This is a genomic window from Leclercia adecarboxylata (assembly GCF_006171285.1).
GTDB classification, from domain to species: domain Bacteria; phylum Pseudomonadota; class Gammaproteobacteria; order Enterobacterales; family Enterobacteriaceae; genus Enterobacter; species Enterobacter barmai.
In genome coordinates, this window is the sequence record NZ_CP040889.1 from 2,774,483 (window position 1) to 2,790,378 (window position 15,896).

Consider the following 15,896-nt stretch of genomic DNA (forward strand, 5'->3'; position numbering starts at 1 on the left):
TCCCCATCACAAAGGAGACCTGATATGAAATCCCCCCTGTTCTGGAAAGTCACTACCCTGTTGGGGTGCATCCTGCTGTTACTCGTCCCGCTGATGATGGTGGGCAACCTGATTTCGGAGCGCGAGAGCTACCGCGACGAGGTCGAAAATACCCTGCGTCAAAGCACCAGCGGCCCGCAGCAGCTGGTCGGCCCGCTGATCGCCATTCCGGTGACGGAGGTCTATTACAAGCAGGAGGACGCGAAAAAGGTGGAGTACAAGAAGCGTTATATGCACTTCATTCTGCCGGAGACGCTGCTTGTCAACGGCAAGCAGCACGTGCAGACGCGAAGCATCGGCATTTATGACGGGCAAATCTGGAATAGCGATCTCAACATTAAGGCGCAGTTCACCACGGAAAAACTGGCGGAGCTTGAGGGTGAGACGATGACGCTCGGCAAGCCGTTTATCGTGGTCGGCGTGGGTGACGCGCGCGGGATTGGCGCAGTGAGCATCTCAAAAATCAATGGTGAGACGCTTAACATCGAGCCCGGCGCTGGCGTGTATGGGGCGTTATCCGGCATTCATATTCCGCTGACCGACAAGGCGCTGGAGTCTAAAACCCTCTCACTGGAGATGTCGCTGAATCTGGCCGGCACCGGCAGCTTTGCGGTGGTTCCGGTGGGACGTAACAGCGAGATGACCCTTACCAGCAACTGGCCGCACCCGGGCTTTATGGGCAATTACCTGCCGGTTAAGCATGAGATTAGCGCGTCCGGTTTCCAGGCGAACTGGAAGAGCAGCTGGTTTGCGAACAATCTGGCGGGCTGGTTCAACGACAATGAGGTTCCAGAATGGAGCGCGATCCCGGCGTTCAGCGTCACGGTTGCGACCCCTGCCGACCAGTATCAGCTGACCGACCGGGCGATTAAGTACGCCATTTTACTGATTGCGTTGACCTTTATGGCCTTCTTCGTCTTCGAAACCTTAACCGGGCTGCGGCTGCACCCGATGCAGTATCTGCTGGTGGGGCTGGCGCTGGTGCTGTTCTACCTGGTGCTGCTGGCGTTATCTGAGCATGTGGGATTCACCCCGGCGTGGATTATCGCCAGCCTGGTGGGAGCATTAATGAACGGTGTCTACCTGCAGGCGGTGCTGAAAAGCTGGAAACGCAGCGGCCTGTTTGTGCTGGCGCTGCTGGGGCTGGACGTGGTGATGTGGTTCCTGCTGCGTTCGGAAGACAGCGCGTTGCTGCTGGGTTCAGCCGTACTGGCACTGGCGCTGTTTGCGGTGATGTACCTTACGCGGCACTTTGACTGGTACTCGCTCTCCCAGCCGAAACGCACGGAGCCACCGGCGTCACCGGATAAAGATGCGATGCGGATATGGAAATAAAAAAACGGCGCGAAAGCGCCGTTTTTTATGGCTTGCGAGCGGGATTACTCCTGCAGGTCGCCGCAGAAACGATAGCCTTCACCATGAATGGTGGCGATGATTTCTGGGGTATCCGGCGTGGATTCGAAGTGTTTACGAATACGGCGGATAGTTACATCGACGGTACGGTCGTGCGGCTTCAGCTCACGGCCGGTCATTTTTTTCAGCAGTTCTGCACGGGACTGGATCTTGCCCGGGTTTTCGCAGAAGTGCAGCATGGCGCGGAATTCACTGCGCGGCAGCTTGTACTGGTCGCCCTGTGGGCTCACCAGAGAACGGCTATTGATATCAAGTTCCCAGCCGTTGAATTTGTAGCTCTCTACGCTACGACGCTCTTCGCTGACCGTGCCCAGGTTCATGGTGCGGGACAGCAGGTTGCGTGCACGAATGGTTAACTCGCGTGGGTTAAACGGTTTGGTGATGTAGTCATCCGCGCCGATTTCCAGGCCAAGAATTTTATCAACTTCGTTGTCGCGGCCGGTCAGGAACATTAACGCAACGTTCGCCTGCTCACGCAGTTCACGCGCCAGCAGAAGGCCGTTTTTACCCGGCAGGTTAATGTCCATGATAACCAGGTTGATATCATTTTCAGAAAGGATCTGATGCATCTCTGCGCCATCGGTCGCTTCAAAGACATCGTAGCCTTCTGCTTCGAAAATGCTCTTTAACGTGTTGCGTGTTACCAACTCGTCTTCAACGATAAGAATGTGCGGGGTCTGCATGTTTGCTACCTAAATTGCCAACTAAATCGAAACAGGAAGTACAAAAGTCCCTGACCTGCCTGATACATGCCACAAATTAACATGACCGGCGTAACGTGACTAAAGTACGTAATTGCGTTCTTGATGCACTTTCCATCAACGTCAACAACATCATTAGCTTGGTCGTGGGTACTTTCCCTCTGGACCCGACAGTGTCAAAAACGGCTGTCATCCTAACCATTTTAACAGCAACATAACAGGCTAAGTGACACCGGACACCCAATAAAACTACGCTTCGTTGACATATATCAAGTTCAATTGTAGCACGTTAACAGTTTGATGAAATCATCGTAGCGGATTGCTAGCCTTTGTCACAAATTTTCAATAAACCAACTAGTTGCAGTTGTTTATTAATAAACAAGGTGAATCCAATGTCAACATTGAGCCTGAGAAACTATTATCATTATTAAACATAAGGATAAGCGTTGTTCTTTAACATTATCGCGTAAAGTTCATTCATGAAATAGTTTAGTGTTTTTAATTTGTAGTGAAACGCTATTTCGGTGATTTCTGTTGCAAATTTGTAAATTCGTGATGCGTAATATGATGATGCCCATCACATTTTTATCGGCTAACTGCCTAAAAAGAGAGCGTAAATGCATTTGTCTATCGTACTGGTTTCCCCAGCAAGAGCAGAGAATATCGGCGCCGCCGCACGGGCCATGAAGACCATGGGGTTTACCGATTTACGTATTGTCGCCAGTGAAGCGCACGCTGAGCCTGCGGCGCGTCGTGTCGCGCATGGATCGGGAGATATCCTCGATAATTTAACCACTTACGAAACGCTTGCCGACGCGCTGCACGATATTTCTTTTACCGTAGCGACGACCGCCCGCGGTCGCTCAAAGTTCCATTACTACGCCACGCCCGCTGAGCTGGTGCCTTTACTGGCAGAAAAAAGTCAGTGGCTGCCCAAAATGGCGCTGGTTTTTGGCCGCGAAGATTCCGGCCTGACGAACGAGGAACTGGAACTTGCGGACGTGCTGACCGGCGTGCCGATGGTGGCAGATTATCCGTCGCTGAATTTGGGTCAGGCCGTGATGGTCTACTGCTATCAATTAGCATCCTTGATGCAAAACCCTGCTTCGCCTCCGGCTGAGGTGGATGAAAACCAACTTTCTGCCTTGCGTTCGCGCACTGAACGTCTGTTGACGTCGCTGAATGTCGCCGACGACCAAAAAATGGCGGAGTGGTTACAGCAGCGGTTGGGTCTGTTAGGACAGCGAGACACGGCAATGTTGCACAGATTACTGCACGATATCGAAAAAAAACTGGCAGAGTAAAACGCTGTCATAGTTTTTCGTTATGGTTGAATGCTCCAAAAAGTGAGCTGTACGCGGTCTGATCTGGACGGAAATAAAAACTCAGGCAGAGAGACGTGAAAGGGCCGGAAAATGTGATCAAATTAGAAATTCGTTGACTTACCGGCAGGTTTGCTTTAACCAATAGAGTCAGACAGCACAGACAGATAAAAATTACAGAGTACACAACATCCATGAAACGCATCAGCATCACCACCATTACCACAACCATCACCATTACCACAGGTAACGGTGCGGGCTGACGCGTACAGGAAACACAGAAAAAAGCCCGCACCTGAACAGTGCGGGCTTTTTTTTCGACCAAAGATTACGAGGTAACAACCATGCGAGTGTTGAAGTTCGGCGGTACATCAGTGGCAAATGCAGAACGATTTCTGCGTGTTGCCGATATCCTGGAGAGTAATGCCAGGCAGGGGCAGGTGGCGACGGTACTCTCTGCCCCGGCTAAAATTACCAATCACCTGGTGGCGATGATTGAGAAAACCATCGGGGGTCAGGATGCGCTGGTGAACATCAGCGACGCTGAGCAGATTTTTGCCAGCCTGTTGCAGGGCCTGGCAGATGCACAACCTGGTTTTCCTCACGCCCAGCTCAAGGCCTTTGTTGAGCAAGAATTCGCCCAGATCAAACACGTTCTGCATGGTATCAGCCTGTTGGGGCAGTGCCCGGACAGCATTAACGCGGCGCTGATCTGCCGCGGTGAAAAACTCTCTATCGCCATCATGGCGGGCCTGCTGGAAGCGCGCGGCCATAACGTCACGGTGATCGATCCCGTCGAAAAACTGCTCGCTGTTGGTCATTACCTCGAATCCACCGTAGATATCGCCGAATCTACCCGCCGCATTGCGGCAGGCAAAATCCCTGCCGACCATATGATCCTGATGGCGGGCTTCACCGCCGGGAATGAGAAAGGGGAGCTGGTGGTGCTGGGCCGTAACGGCTCTGACTACTCCGCCGCCGTGCTGGCCGCCTGTCTGCGCGCCGACTGCTGTGAAATCTGGACCGACGTCGACGGCGTCTATACCTGCGACCCGCGCCAGGTGCCCGATGCCCGCCTGCTGAAGTCGATGTCTTATCAGGAAGCGATGGAGCTCTCCTACTTCGGCGCCAAAGTGCTTCACCCTCGTACCATCGCCCCTATCGCCCAGTTCCAGATCCCTTGCCTGATTAAAAATACCGGCAATCCGCAGGCGCCAGGTACGCTGATTGGCGCCAGCAGCAATGAAGATGGGCTGCCGGTGAAAGGCATCTCCAACCTCAATAACATGGCGATGTTCAACGTCTCCGGGCCGGGCATGAAAGGCATGGTCGGCATGGCGGCGCGCGTGTTTGCGGCTATGTCGCGCAACGGTATCTCGGTGGTGCTCATCACCCAGTCCTCGTCTGAATACAGCATCAGCTTCTGCGTCCCACAGGTGGACTGCCTGCGTGCCCGCCGCGCGCTGGAAGAAGAGTTCTATCTGGAGCTGAAAGAAGAACTTCTGGAGCCGATGGCAATTCAGGAGCATCTGGCGATCATCTCCGTGGTGGGTGACGGCATGCGCACCCTGCGCGGCATCTCTGCGAAGTTCTTTGCCGCGCTGGCGCGGGCGAACATCAATATTGTCGCCATTGCCCAGGGCTCCTCGGAGCGTTCTATCTCCGTGGTGGTGAATAATGACGATGCCACTACCGGCGTGCGCGTGACGCACCAGATGCTGTTCAACACCGATCAGGTCATCGAGGTATTCCTGATTGGCGTCGGCGGCGTCGGTGGAGCGTTACTGGAGCAGCTTAAGCGCCAGCAGGAGTGGCTCAAGAAAAAGCATATCGACCTGCGCGTCTGCGGTATTGCCAACTCCAGAGCCCTGCTGACCAATGTCCACGGGCTAAATCTGGAGAACTGGCAGGCAGAGCTGGCGGAAGCGAAAGAGCCGTTTAATCTTGGCCGCCTGATCCACCTTGTGAAAGAGTACCATCTGCTGAACCCGGTGATTGTCGACTGTACCTCCCATCAGGCGGTGGCCGATCAGTATGCCGACTTCCTGCGCGAAGGTTTCCACGTGGTGACGCCAAACAAAAAGGCCAACACCTCGTCGATGGATTACTACCATCAGATGCGCCATGCGGCGGCGAAATCACGGCGTAAGTTCCTGTATGACACCAACGTTGGTGCCGGGCTGCCGGTTATCGAAAACCTGCAAAACCTGCTCAATGCCGGTGATGAACTCCAGCGTTTTTCCGGCATCCTGTCGGGCTCGCTCTCCTTTATCTTTGGCAAGCTGGACGAGGGCATGAGCCTGTCGGAAGCGACCAAAGTGGCGCGTGAGCTGGGTTACACCGAACCCGACCCGCGTGACGATCTCTCCGGCATGGATGTGGCGCGCAAGCTGCTGATCCTCGCCCGCGAAACGGGCCGTGAGCTGGAGCTGTCGGATATCGTCATCGAACCGGTCCTGCCGGAAGGTTTTGACGACTCGGGCGATGTCGCGACTTTTATGGCTAACCTGCCGCAGCTGGATGACGCTTTTGCGTCCCGCGTCGCAAAAGCCCGTGATGAAGGCAAGGTATTGCGCTATGTTGGCAACATCGAAGAAGACGGCGTCTGCCGGGTCAAAGTCGCGGCGGTAGACGGTAACGATCCGCTGTTCAAAGTGAAAAATGGCGAAAACGCCCTCGCGTTTTACAGCCACTATTATCAGCCACTGCCGTTGGTCCTTCGCGGCTATGGCGCGGGGAACGATGTTACGGCGGCGGGGGTGTTTGCCGATCTGCTGCGTACCCTGTCATGGAAGTTAGGAGTTTAACATGGTCAAAGTTTATGCCCCGGCTTCCAGCGCCAATATGAGCGTCGGGTTTGATGTGCTGGGCGCGGCGGTGACGCCGGTGAATGGCGCATTGCTGGGTGATACGGTTACGGTAGAGGCCGCGGAGAGCTTCAGTCTGAACAACGTCGGGCGTTTCGCCAGCAAGCTGCCGACCGACCCGCGCGAGAATATTGTCTATCAGTGCTGGGAGCGTTTTTGTCAGGAGATCGGTAAAAACGTGCCGGTCGCCATGACGCTGGAAAAAAGCATGCCGATTGGCTCCGGGCTGGGTTCGAGCGCCTGTTCGGTGGTCGCCGGGCTGGTGGCGATGAACGAACATTGCGGCAAACCGCTGAATAACACCCGTCTGCTGGCCCTGATGGGCGAGCTGGAAGGGCGCATCTCCGGCAGCATTCATTATGATAACGTCGCCCCTTGTTTCCTGGGCGGTATGCAGCTGATGATTGAAGAGAACGGCATCATCAGCCAGCAGGTGCCAGGCTTTGACGAGTGGCTGTGGGTACTGGCGTATCCGGGCATTAAAGTGTCGACCGCGGAAGCGCGCGCCATTCTGCCGGCGCAGTATCGCCGTCAGGACTGCATCGCGCACGGTCGTCATCTGGCGGGCTTTATTCATGCCTGCTATACCCGTCAGCCGCTTCTGGCGGCAAAACTGATGAAAGATGTTATTGCTGAGCCGTACCGCACCAAACTGCTGCCTGGCTTCAATGAAGCCCGCAGCGCCGCGCTGGATATCGGCGCGCTGGCCTGCGGTATTTCCGGTTCCGGGCCAACCCTGTTTGCGCTCTGCGACAAGCCGGATACGGCTGAGCGGGTTGCGGGTTGGCTGGAGAAAAACTACCTGCAAAATCAGGAAGGCTTTGTTCATATTTGCCGTCTGGATACGGCGGGCGCACGAGTACTGGGATAAACGATGAAACTCTACAATCTTAAAGATCATAACGAGCAGGTAAGCTTTGCACAGGCCGTAACGCAGGGGCTGGGCAAAAACCAGGGGCTGTTCTTCCCGCACGACCTGCCGGAATTCGGTCTGACCGAAATCGACGACATGCTGAAGCAGGATTTCGTCACCCGCAGCACCAAAATTCTCTCTGCCTTTATCGGCGACGAGATCCCGCAGGAACTGCTGGAAGAGCGCGTCCGCGCGGCCTTTGCCTTCCCGGCACCGGTAAGCCAGGTGGAGCCGGACGTTGGCTGTCTTGAGCTGTTCCACGGCCCGACGCTGGCCTTTAAAGATTTCGGCGGCCGCTTTATGGCGCAGATGCTGACCCACATCAGCGGCGATAAGCCGGTGACCATCCTGACGGCCACCTCCGGCGATACCGGTGCGGCGGTTGCGCATGCCTTCTACGGCCTGAAAAACGTCCGCGTGGTGATCCTCTATCCGCAGGGGAAAATCAGCCCGCTGCAGGAAAAACTGTTCTGTACTCTCGGCGGCAACATTGAAACCGTCGCCATCGACGGCGATTTCGATGCCTGTCAGGCGCTGGTTAAGCAGGCCTTCGATGATGAAGAGCTGAAGGTGGCGCTGGGTCTGAACTCCGCGAACTCCATCAATATCAGCCGCCTGCTGGCGCAGATCTGCTACTACTTCGAAGCGGTGGCCCAGTTGCCGCAGGAAGCGCGTAACCAGCTGGTGATCTCGGTGCCGAGCGGCAACTTTGGCGACCTGACCGCAGGCCTGCTGGCGAAATCTCTGGGCCTGCCGGTGAAACGCTTTATCGCCGCCACCAACGCCAACGACACCGTTCCGCGCTTCCTGAAAGAGGGCAAGTGGACGCCAAACGTTACGCAGGCCACCCTGTCTAACGCGATGGATGTATCCCAGCCTAACAACTGGCCGCGTGTGGAAGAGCTGTTCCGCCGTAAAATCTGGCGTCTGAACGAACTGGGCTACGCGGCGGTGACCGACGAAACCACCAAAGAGACCATGCGTGAGCTGAAGCAGGTGGGTTATACCTCTGAACCGCACGCTGCGGTAGCCTATCGTGCCCTGCGCGATCAGCTGAACCCGGGCGAGTACGGCCTGTTCCTCGGCACGGCGCATCCGGCGAAGTTCAAAGAGAGCGTGGACGAGATCCTCGGTGAATCTCTGCCGCTGCCGAAAGAGCTGGCCGAGCGCGCCGATCTGCCGCTGCTGTCGCACAACCTGCCGGCCGATTTTGCTGCGCTGCGTAAGTTGATGATGACCCGCGGGTAAGCGCTTTTTGCCGGGTGGCGGCTTCGCCTTACCCGGCCTACACGAGCTCGAGTTGTAGGCCCGGCAAGCACCGCGCCGCCGGGCATCAGGCCGCACAATCCAGCCGGGTACGCCTCTGCGCCACCCGGCTTTTTTATGAAGAAATTAAGGAGAAAAATAGCAGGGAAAAAGTAGAAATTCCCAATAAATGCGGTCACTTACAGAATAGGATTGCAGAGAATAACATCCTCCATGCCCCTCACGTAATCTCCTTACATCGGCCCACAACGGGCAGGATTAATAAGGAGTAACCTATGTCTAAACTGAAACCTGTGCTTATCGCGCTTTCTCTGATGCTGGTGGCTCCGATGGCGGTTCAGGCCTCTGAAATCACCCTGGTTCCGGCGGTCAAATTACAGATTGGCGATCGGGATAAACAGGGACACTACTGGGATGGCGGCCGCTGGCGCGACCATGACTGGTGGAAGTCACATTATGAGTGGCGGGACAACCGCTGGCACCCGCATGATGAACATCATGATAATCGCCACAACGATCGTCATGACGATCACCGTCCGGGACCGGGCTGGAAGCATCATTAACAAAACCCCGCCAGGTGGCGGGGTTTCGCATTACTGCTCGTGACGCTTAAAGACCAACTCGCCTTTTCCTGAAGCTTCTTCATCAAAGAAATAACCTTCGCTGTTAAAGGCGGTCAGTTGCTCTGGCTTCGTCAGGCGATTTTCAATGATGTAGCGGCTCATCAGTCCACGCGCCTTCTTGGCATAGAAGCTGATGACTTTAAACTTGCCGTTTTTCTCGTCGAGGAAGACCGGCTTAATAATCTCTGCATTCAGCTTCTTCGGTTTGACGGCTTTGAAATACTCATCCGACGCCAGATTGATGACAATGTTGTCACCCTGGACTTCCAGGGCATCGTTCAGCTTGTTGGTGATGGTCTCGCCCCAGAACTGATAGAGATCTTTCCCTTTCGCATTTTCCAGGCGGATCCCCATCTCCAGACGGTAAGGCTGCATCAGATCCAGCGGGCGCAGCACGCCGTACAGGGCGGAGAGCATACGCAAATGCTGCTGGGCGAAATCAAAATCCGCTTCGCTAAAGGTTTCTGCCTGCAGGCCAGTGTAGACGTCGCCTTTGAAGGCCAGAATCGCCTGACGCGCATTCGACGGCGTGAAATCCGGCTGCCAGTCGTGAAAACGGGTGGCATTGAGATCCGCCAGCTTGTCACTGATGCTCATCAGGGTCGCAATTTGCGGGGCCGAAAGCTTACGCGCTTCGCGGATCAGCTGTTGCGAATGATCCAGCAGTTCCGGCTGGGTATAGCGCCCGGTGGCAAGTGGGCTCTGGTAGTCGAGCGTTTTAGCAGGTGAAATCAGAATCAGCATATCCAGTCCTTGCAGGGGAAGTGGTGCGACTTTATCAAAAAAACCGCCTCGAGTGATCGATGGCTGTTATCGACGCGGCAAATCATCCCAGGCGCCGGGAGCAAGCTGCTCTTCAATTTCGGGATAACGCGAGACGTCGAAAACCGGCTGAACCCCGAGCTTGCGCTGGCGCAGATAGTCCCGGGCGATCAGGGTCACCACCGGGGAGAGCAGCAGGATGGCCGTCAGGTTAGTGATCGCCATCAGCGCCATGATGATATCCGCCAGCTGCCAGACCGTCGGCAGGCTCAGCAGCGATCCGAGCAGCACCATCACCGCAATGCCGCCCCGCAACAGCCAGCGCGAGCGCCGGGCATCAGGGTGCAAAAAGAGCAGGTTGTTTTCGGCATAAATGTAATTCACCACAATTGAGCTGAAGGCGAACAGGATGATGATGAATCCCACGAATCCGGCGCCCCAGCCTCCGGTCAGATTTATCAGCGCCTGCTGTATTATCTGTATGCCTGCGGTATCTGCCGGGAGATCCACCGGGCCTGCCAGCAGCACAATCATGGCGCTGGCGGTACAGATGATGATGGTATCGACGAATACGCCGATCATCTGCACGATCCCCTGGGAGGCCGGGTGAGGGGGCCAGGACGCGGCAGCTGCGGCGGCATTGGGGGTTGAGCCCATACCCGCTTCGTTGGAAAACATGCCGCGCTGAAAACCTGCCGTCAGGGCCTGACTCAGGGTGTAGCCCAGCGCTCCGGCAGCCGCTTCGCGCCAGCCAAAGGCGCTTTTAAAGATCAGGTTGAAAACCGCCGGTAACTGTTCGGCATGCCAGGCACAGATAAGCAGGCTGGCCATCACCCACAGCAGCGCCATCACCGGCACCATCCACTGCATCAGCCTGGCGACGCCTTTAATACCGGTGACGACCACCACCAGGGTGAGCGCGGCCAGCGTGCCGCCGGTCAGGATCTCAGGGCAATCGAAGGCAAAGCGCAGCGCGTGGGCGACAGAGTGGGCCTGAACGGTGTTGAAAATGAGACCGTAGGCGACGAGCAAAAAGATCGAAAACAGCACGCCCATCCAGCGCATGCCGAGGCCCCGGGCCATATACCAGGCCGGGCCGCCGCGAAACTGCCCCTGTTTATCCGCTTCTTTATACAGCTGCGCTAACGAGCACTCCGCGAAGGAGGTCGCCATGCCGATAATGGCGGTCATCCACATCCAGAATATTGCCCCTGGACCACCGGCGGAGATCGCCAGCGCGACCCCGGCTAAATTCCCGCTGCCGACCCGGGCCGCCAGGCTGGTGCAGAGCGCCTGGAACGAGGTTAAACCTCCCGGCTGGGGGCTCAGGCTATTTTTCAGATTCTTTCGCAGTTGGGGAATAGAGCGAAACTGAATAAAGCCGCTGCGAACGGTGAACCAGATACCTGCTGCAAAAAGCAGGTAAATCATCATCGAACCCCACAGGACTTCATTAATAAACGACAGATAATCAGGCATTAACGTCCCTCTTGTTGATGCCAAAGTGAATAGGTAATCGTTTCGAATGATTGGGCAAACAGTTAATTAGCAGCCAATTAATTTGAGGAGTTTATCACAGTATTCTTCAGCGCATTGTCTGCGGTTGCGCTGACATTCCGTCGTGTTATCATCAGGGCAGACCGGTTACATCCCCCTAACAAGTAAACCTGTCATTTTTCCGTTTCTGGCATCCTGCTGGTAACGCGAATTATCCAGGGCAAGTTAAAGAGAAACACTATCATGACGGATAAATTAACCTCCCTTCGTCAGTTCACGACTGTTGTCGCTGACACCGGAGATATCGCGGCAATGAAGTTGTACCAGCCGCAGGATGCCACAACGAACCCTTCTCTGATCCTTAACGCTGCACAGATCCCTGAATACCGCAAACTGATTGATGAGGCTGTTGCCTGGGCGAAAAGCCAGAGCGATTCCCGCGATCAGCAGGTTGTTGATGCGACCGACAAACTGGCCGTTAACATTGGTCTGGAGATCCTGAAGCTGGTTCCGGGCCGTATCTCTACCGAAGTGGATGCGCGTCTGTCCTACGACACCGAAGCGTCCATCGCTAAAGCCAAACGCCTGATCAAACTGTACAACGATGCTGGCATCAGCAACGACCGTATCCTGATCAAACTGGCTTCCACCTGGCAGGGCATCCGCGCTGCAGAACAGCTGGAAAAAGAAGGCATCAACTGTAACCTGACCCTGCTGTTCTCCTTCGCGCAGGCGCGCGCATGTGCAGAAGCGGGCGTGTTCCTGATCTCTCCATTCGTGGGCCGTATTCTGGACTGGTACAAATCCAATACTGATAAGAAAGAGTACGCGGCAGCTGAAGATCCGGGCGTGGTTTCCGTTACCGAGATTTACGAATACTACAAGCAGCACGGCTATGAAACCGTGGTGATGGGCGCAAGCTTCCGTAACGTGGGCGAGATCCTGGAACTGGCTGGCTGTGACCGCCTGACCATCGCACCTGCGCTGCTGAAAGAGCTGGCTGAAAGCGAAGGCGCAATCGAGCGTAAGCTGAGCTTCAGCGGCGAAGTGAAAGCCCGTCCAGAGCGCATCACTGAATCCGAGTTCCTGTGGCAGCACAACCAGGATCCAATGGCGGTAGACAAACTGGCGGACGGTATCCGTAAGTTTGCAATCGACCAGGAAAAACTGGAAAAAATGATCGGCGAACTGCTGTAATCATTCTGGCGTGACCGGGCTCCCGGTCACGCTACCTCTCTCGTATCCTGTCTCAATCTCTTTCCTGCGTGTATCATTCTCCTCAATCTGTATTGTTTGAATGGAATGAATATGAATACCTTACGCATTGGCTTAGTTTCTGTCTCTGACCGCGCCTCCAGCGGTGTTTATGAAGATAAAGGCATTCCTGCGCTGGAAGCCTGGCTGGCTTCTGCTCTGACTACGCCGTTTGAAGTGCAAACGCGTCTGATCCCGGATGAGCAGGCCGTCATCGAGCAAACCCTGTGTGAACTGGTTGATGAAATGAGCTGTCATCTGGTGCTGACCACGGGCGGAACAGGGCCCGCGCGCCGGGATGTGACGCCGGACGCAACCCTTGCCGTTGCCGACCGTGAAATGCCGGGCTTTGGCGAACAGATGCGCCAGATCAGTCTACACTTTGTGCCAACGGCAATCCTGTCACGCCAGGTCGGGGTGATCCGCAAGCAGGCGCTGATCCTCAACTTACCGGGCCAGCCGAAGTCGATCAAAGAGACGCTGGAAGGCGTAAAAGAGGCTGACGGCAAGGTGGTGGTGGCGGGGATTTTTGCCAGCGTACCGTATTGTGTACAGCTTCTGGAAGGGCCTTACGTCGAAACCGATCCGCAGGTGGTAGCAGCTTTTCGCCCGAAAAGCGCAAGGCGTGAAATAATCTCCTGAAATTAACAATAATGTGACATAAGCTGTAACGACGGTATCCTGCTAATTGATTTACGGTATAGTAATTTTTTCTTTACGATTGCTGTAAATATAACTCAACAATTCAGCCCATAATGGTTCGCTATGTCACACTACACCCGGCCTCTCAATCGTCAGGATTATAAAACCCTCACGCTTGCCGCTCTCGGCGGCGCGCTGGAGTTTTATGACTTCATCATCTTCGTCTTTTTCGCCGCTGTCGTCGGGGAGCTGTTCTTCCCGGCAGACATCCCCGAATGGCTGCGTCAGGTTCAGACCTTTGGCATTTTCGCCGCCGGTTATCTGGCGCGCCCGCTTGGCGGCATCGTGATGGCCCACTTTGGCGATCTGGTGGGGCGCAAAAAGATGTTCACCCTCAGCATCCTGCTGATGGCGGTACCGACTCTGGCGATTGGCCTGCTGCCGACCTATGCCTCGATGGGCATTCTCGCGCCGGTACTGCTGCTGCTGATGCGCATCCTGCAGGGAGCGGCGATTGGCGGTGAAGTGCCGGGCGCGTGGGTGTTTGTGGCGGAACATGTTCCGGCCCGGCGGATCGGCATTGCCTGCGGCACGCTGACCGCAGGGCTGACCGTAGGCATTCTGCTCGGCTCGGTGGTGGCGACGCTGGTCAATACCAGCATGACCCAGCAGGCGGTGCACGACTGGGGCTGGCGTATTCCGTTCCTGCTGGGCGGGGCCTTTGGTCTGGTGGCCATGTATCTGCGTCGCTGGCTACAGGAGACGCCTGTATTTCTTGAGATGCAGCAGCGCAAGGCGCTGGCGCAGGAGCTGCCGGTTAAAGCGGTAGTGGTGCGGCACAGAAAGGCGGTGGTGGTATCGATGCTGCTGACCTGGCTGCTGTCGGCGGGCATCGTGGTGGTGATCCTGATGTCGCCGGTCTGGCTGCAAAAACAGTACGGCTTTGCCCCGGCGGTGACGCTGCAGGCCAACAGTATCGCCACCATCATGCTGTGCTTTGGCTGCCTGATTGCCGGTCTGGCGGTGGATCGTATCGGCTCCAGCCTGACCTTTATCATCGGCAGCCTGCTGCTGGCCGGGTCGAGCTGGGCGTTTTACCATCTGGCGGGCAGCCATCCCGAACAGCTGTTCCTGCTCTACGGTACGGTGGGGCTTTGCGTGGGCGTGGTGGGTGCGGTGCCTTACGTGATGGTTCGCGCCTTCCCGCCGGAAGTGCGCTTCACCGGTATTTCATTCTCCTATAACGTTTCATACGCCATCTTCGGCGGGCTGACGCCGGTTGCCGTCACCCTGTTGATGGGCGTGTCGCCGATGGCGCCCGCGTGGTACGTGCTGGCGCTGTCGCTCATGGGGCTGGCGCTGGGGATCTGGCTGCGTCAGAAACCGGTGGAAGTACCGGTCCTCGCGGGATAAAAAATGCCGGGCTCTGCCCGGCATTTTTATTAGTGCGAAGGGGTGTAGCTCAGGATGATGTTGTCATCCGGGATGTGGGTGAAATCAGTGATGATGGCGTGGTAATCCGCCTGCGGATCCACATCCTTAAACAGCGTTGGATAGAAGATTTTGCTCAGCGTCTCGATGGCGACGATGTTGTATGGGTTGTTATAGAAGTGGTGATAGAGCGCCCCGGTATGGCCCTGAGCTACCGCCGGAATGCTGGCCACTCCCTGACGCCCAACCAGCGCGTTGAACGCCGTCGTTACTTCGCCTGTCGGAACGTTATAGCCAAACGGGATTATGGCCATGCCCTTGCCCGGACGTTTTGAGCCGGTCATCAGGTAGTAATCCGGATTGAGGGAGATAATCTTCTCCACCGAGATATTCCCGGTCGCGCCGGGCAGCAACTGTGACCCGATATTGCTCCCGCCCGCGGCTTCTACCAGTCCGCCCCAGCCGTTACGCGCATGGGTAAAGCAGCAGCCATTATCCAGCCCGCCGACGCCGGCAATAGGTTCGATAAAGACCAGCGGTTTTTTGCTGGCGGTTGCCAGACGCTGGTGGATTTTATCCAGACGCTGCTGATAGAAATCGATGTAGGCCTGGGCGCGGTCGGTCTGGCCCAACACCTTACCCAGCAGGGCAATGCTCGGCAGGGTGTTCTCTACCGGGTGCAGCTCGTAGTCAACGAAGATGACCGGAATGTGCAGGGCTTCGAGCTTCGTGAGCACGCCGGACTGCACCAGCGAGGGCTTAGCGCGCAGCTGGGCGATCATCAGGTCCGGCTGGCGGGAGATCACCGTTTCGAGATCGACATTTCCCTGGTCGGAAAACTTCATGTCGAGGATCTTCTCCGCTTCCGGCCACTTGCCCTTCAGCACATTCCAGGTTTCGGTATCCTGCTTTTTCGGCAGATTGTTCCACGCCACCACTTTCGCGAACGGGTTATCGCGCTCCAGCAGCGCCAGGGCGAAGATGTCGCGTCCGTCCTGCAAAATGATGCGCTGCGGTTCGTGCTCCACCGTGACCGTGCGGTTATCCATATCCTTGACCGTTACCGGCCAACTTTGCGCCTGGGCGATGAGCGGCGTAATGAACAGTGCCAGCCCCCCGGCGGCGGCGATGAGTTTTTTTAGCGTCATGTTTTCCCCGTCTTTTTC

General features: G+C 56.1%; 15 protein-coding genes and 1 other annotated feature. Of the genes, 11 read left to right on the top strand and 4 right to left on the bottom strand.

Features of this window, described 5'->3' with window-relative positions; all coding sequences use genetic code 11:
- Nucleotides 1–24: 24 nt before the first annotated feature.
- Entirely contained in the window at nt 25–1,374 is a 1,350-nt protein-coding gene (gene creD, locus FHN83_RS15065; RefSeq protein ID WP_139564277.1) for a cell envelope integrity protein CreD, read from the top strand.
- Nucleotides 1,375–1,418: 44 nt separating this feature from the next.
- Here creD and arcA read toward each other — a convergent pair whose 3' ends face one another.
- A complete protein-coding gene (gene arcA, locus FHN83_RS15070; RefSeq protein WP_039030451.1) occupies nt 1,419–2,135 on the bottom strand; it encodes a two-component system response regulator ArcA in 717 nt (238 codons plus the stop codon).
- A gap of 95 nt (nt 2,136–2,230) precedes the next feature.
- Between arcA and yjjY the strand changes: the two genes are divergently transcribed.
- The 7 genes from yjjY (at nt 2,231) to FHN83_RS15105 (ending at nt 9,084) form a co-directional block, all read left to right on the top strand.
- The gene (yjjY, locus tag FHN83_RS15075) at nt 2,231–2,371 is read left to right on the top strand and encodes a protein YjjY (protein ID WP_001541509.1); all 141 of its coding nucleotides are present in this window, start codon (nt 2,231–2,233) and stop codon (nt 2,369–2,371) included.
- Nucleotides 2,372–2,770: 399 nt separating this feature from the next.
- Nucleotides 2,771–3,457 (top strand): tRNA/rRNA methyltransferase, encoded by a 687-nt coding sequence (locus FHN83_RS15080; RefSeq protein WP_039030450.1) that lies wholly within the window; start codon nt 2,771–2,773, stop codon nt 3,455–3,457.
- Between the two features lie 212 nt (nt 3,458–3,669).
- Nucleotides 3,670–3,738: a thr operon leader peptide gene (gene thrL, locus FHN83_RS15085; protein ID WP_072036686.1), complete on the top strand. Its 69-nt coding sequence runs from the start codon at nt 3,670–3,672 to the stop codon at nt 3,736–3,738.
- Nucleotides 3,677–3,794 (top strand) — a sequence feature (Thr leader region). It overlaps the preceding gene by 62 nt.
- Nucleotides 3,795–3,819: 25 nt before the next feature.
- Entirely contained in the window at nt 3,820–6,282 is a 2,463-nt protein-coding gene (gene thrA, locus FHN83_RS15090) for a bifunctional aspartate kinase/homoserine dehydrogenase I (protein ID WP_139564279.1), read from the top strand.
- Nucleotide 6,283: 1 nt separating this feature from the next.
- Nucleotides 6,284–7,213: a homoserine kinase gene (gene thrB, locus FHN83_RS15095; RefSeq protein WP_039030449.1), complete on the top strand. Its 930-nt coding sequence runs from the start codon at nt 6,284–6,286 to the stop codon at nt 7,211–7,213.
- Between the two features lie 3 nt (nt 7,214–7,216).
- Nucleotides 7,217–8,503, top strand: coding sequence for a threonine synthase (gene thrC, locus FHN83_RS15100; RefSeq protein ID WP_139564281.1), 1,287 nt, complete (start codon nt 7,217–7,219; stop codon nt 8,501–8,503).
- Between the two features lie 293 nt (nt 8,504–8,796).
- Nucleotides 8,797–9,084, top strand: a complete 288-nt coding sequence (locus FHN83_RS15105; RefSeq protein ID WP_139564283.1) for a DUF2502 domain-containing protein — start codon at nt 8,797–8,799, stop codon at nt 9,082–9,084.
- A gap of 30 nt (nt 9,085–9,114) precedes the next feature.
- Here the strand turns inward: FHN83_RS15105 and yaaA are convergent, their stop codons facing one another.
- Nucleotides 9,115–9,888: a peroxide stress protein YaaA gene (yaaA, locus tag FHN83_RS15110; protein ID WP_139564284.1), complete on the bottom strand. Its 774-nt coding sequence runs from the start codon at nt 9,886–9,888 to the stop codon at nt 9,115–9,117.
- A 66-nt stretch (nt 9,889–9,954) separates the two neighbouring features.
- The gene (locus tag FHN83_RS15115; protein WP_139564286.1) at nt 9,955–11,385 is read right to left on the bottom strand and encodes an alanine/glycine:cation symporter family protein; all 1,431 of its coding nucleotides are present in this window, start codon (nt 11,383–11,385) and stop codon (nt 9,955–9,957) included.
- 261 nt (nt 11,386–11,646) lie between these two features.
- On the opposite strand from FHN83_RS15115, the gene tal reads away from it, so the two are divergent.
- From tal to FHN83_RS15130, 3 genes are all read left to right on the top strand, one after another.
- On the top strand, nt 11,647–12,600 hold the full coding sequence (tal, locus tag FHN83_RS15120; protein ID WP_039030444.1) for a transaldolase: 954 nt from the start codon (nt 11,647–11,649) through the stop codon (nt 12,598–12,600).
- 111 nt (nt 12,601–12,711) lie between these two features.
- Entirely contained in the window at nt 12,712–13,299 is a 588-nt protein-coding gene (mog, locus tag FHN83_RS15125) for a molybdopterin adenylyltransferase (protein WP_139564288.1), read from the top strand.
- Between the two features lie 123 nt (nt 13,300–13,422).
- On the top strand, nt 13,423–14,712 hold the full coding sequence (locus tag FHN83_RS15130; protein ID WP_139564289.1) for an MFS transporter: 1,290 nt from the start codon (nt 13,423–13,425) through the stop codon (nt 14,710–14,712).
- 29 nt (nt 14,713–14,741) lie between these two features.
- On the opposite strand, the gene FHN83_RS15135 is transcribed toward FHN83_RS15130, so the two are convergent.
- Entirely contained in the window at nt 14,742–15,878 is a 1,137-nt protein-coding gene (locus FHN83_RS15135; RefSeq protein ID WP_139564291.1) for an ABC transporter substrate-binding protein, read from the bottom strand.
- Nucleotides 15,879–15,896: the final 18 nt, after the last annotated feature.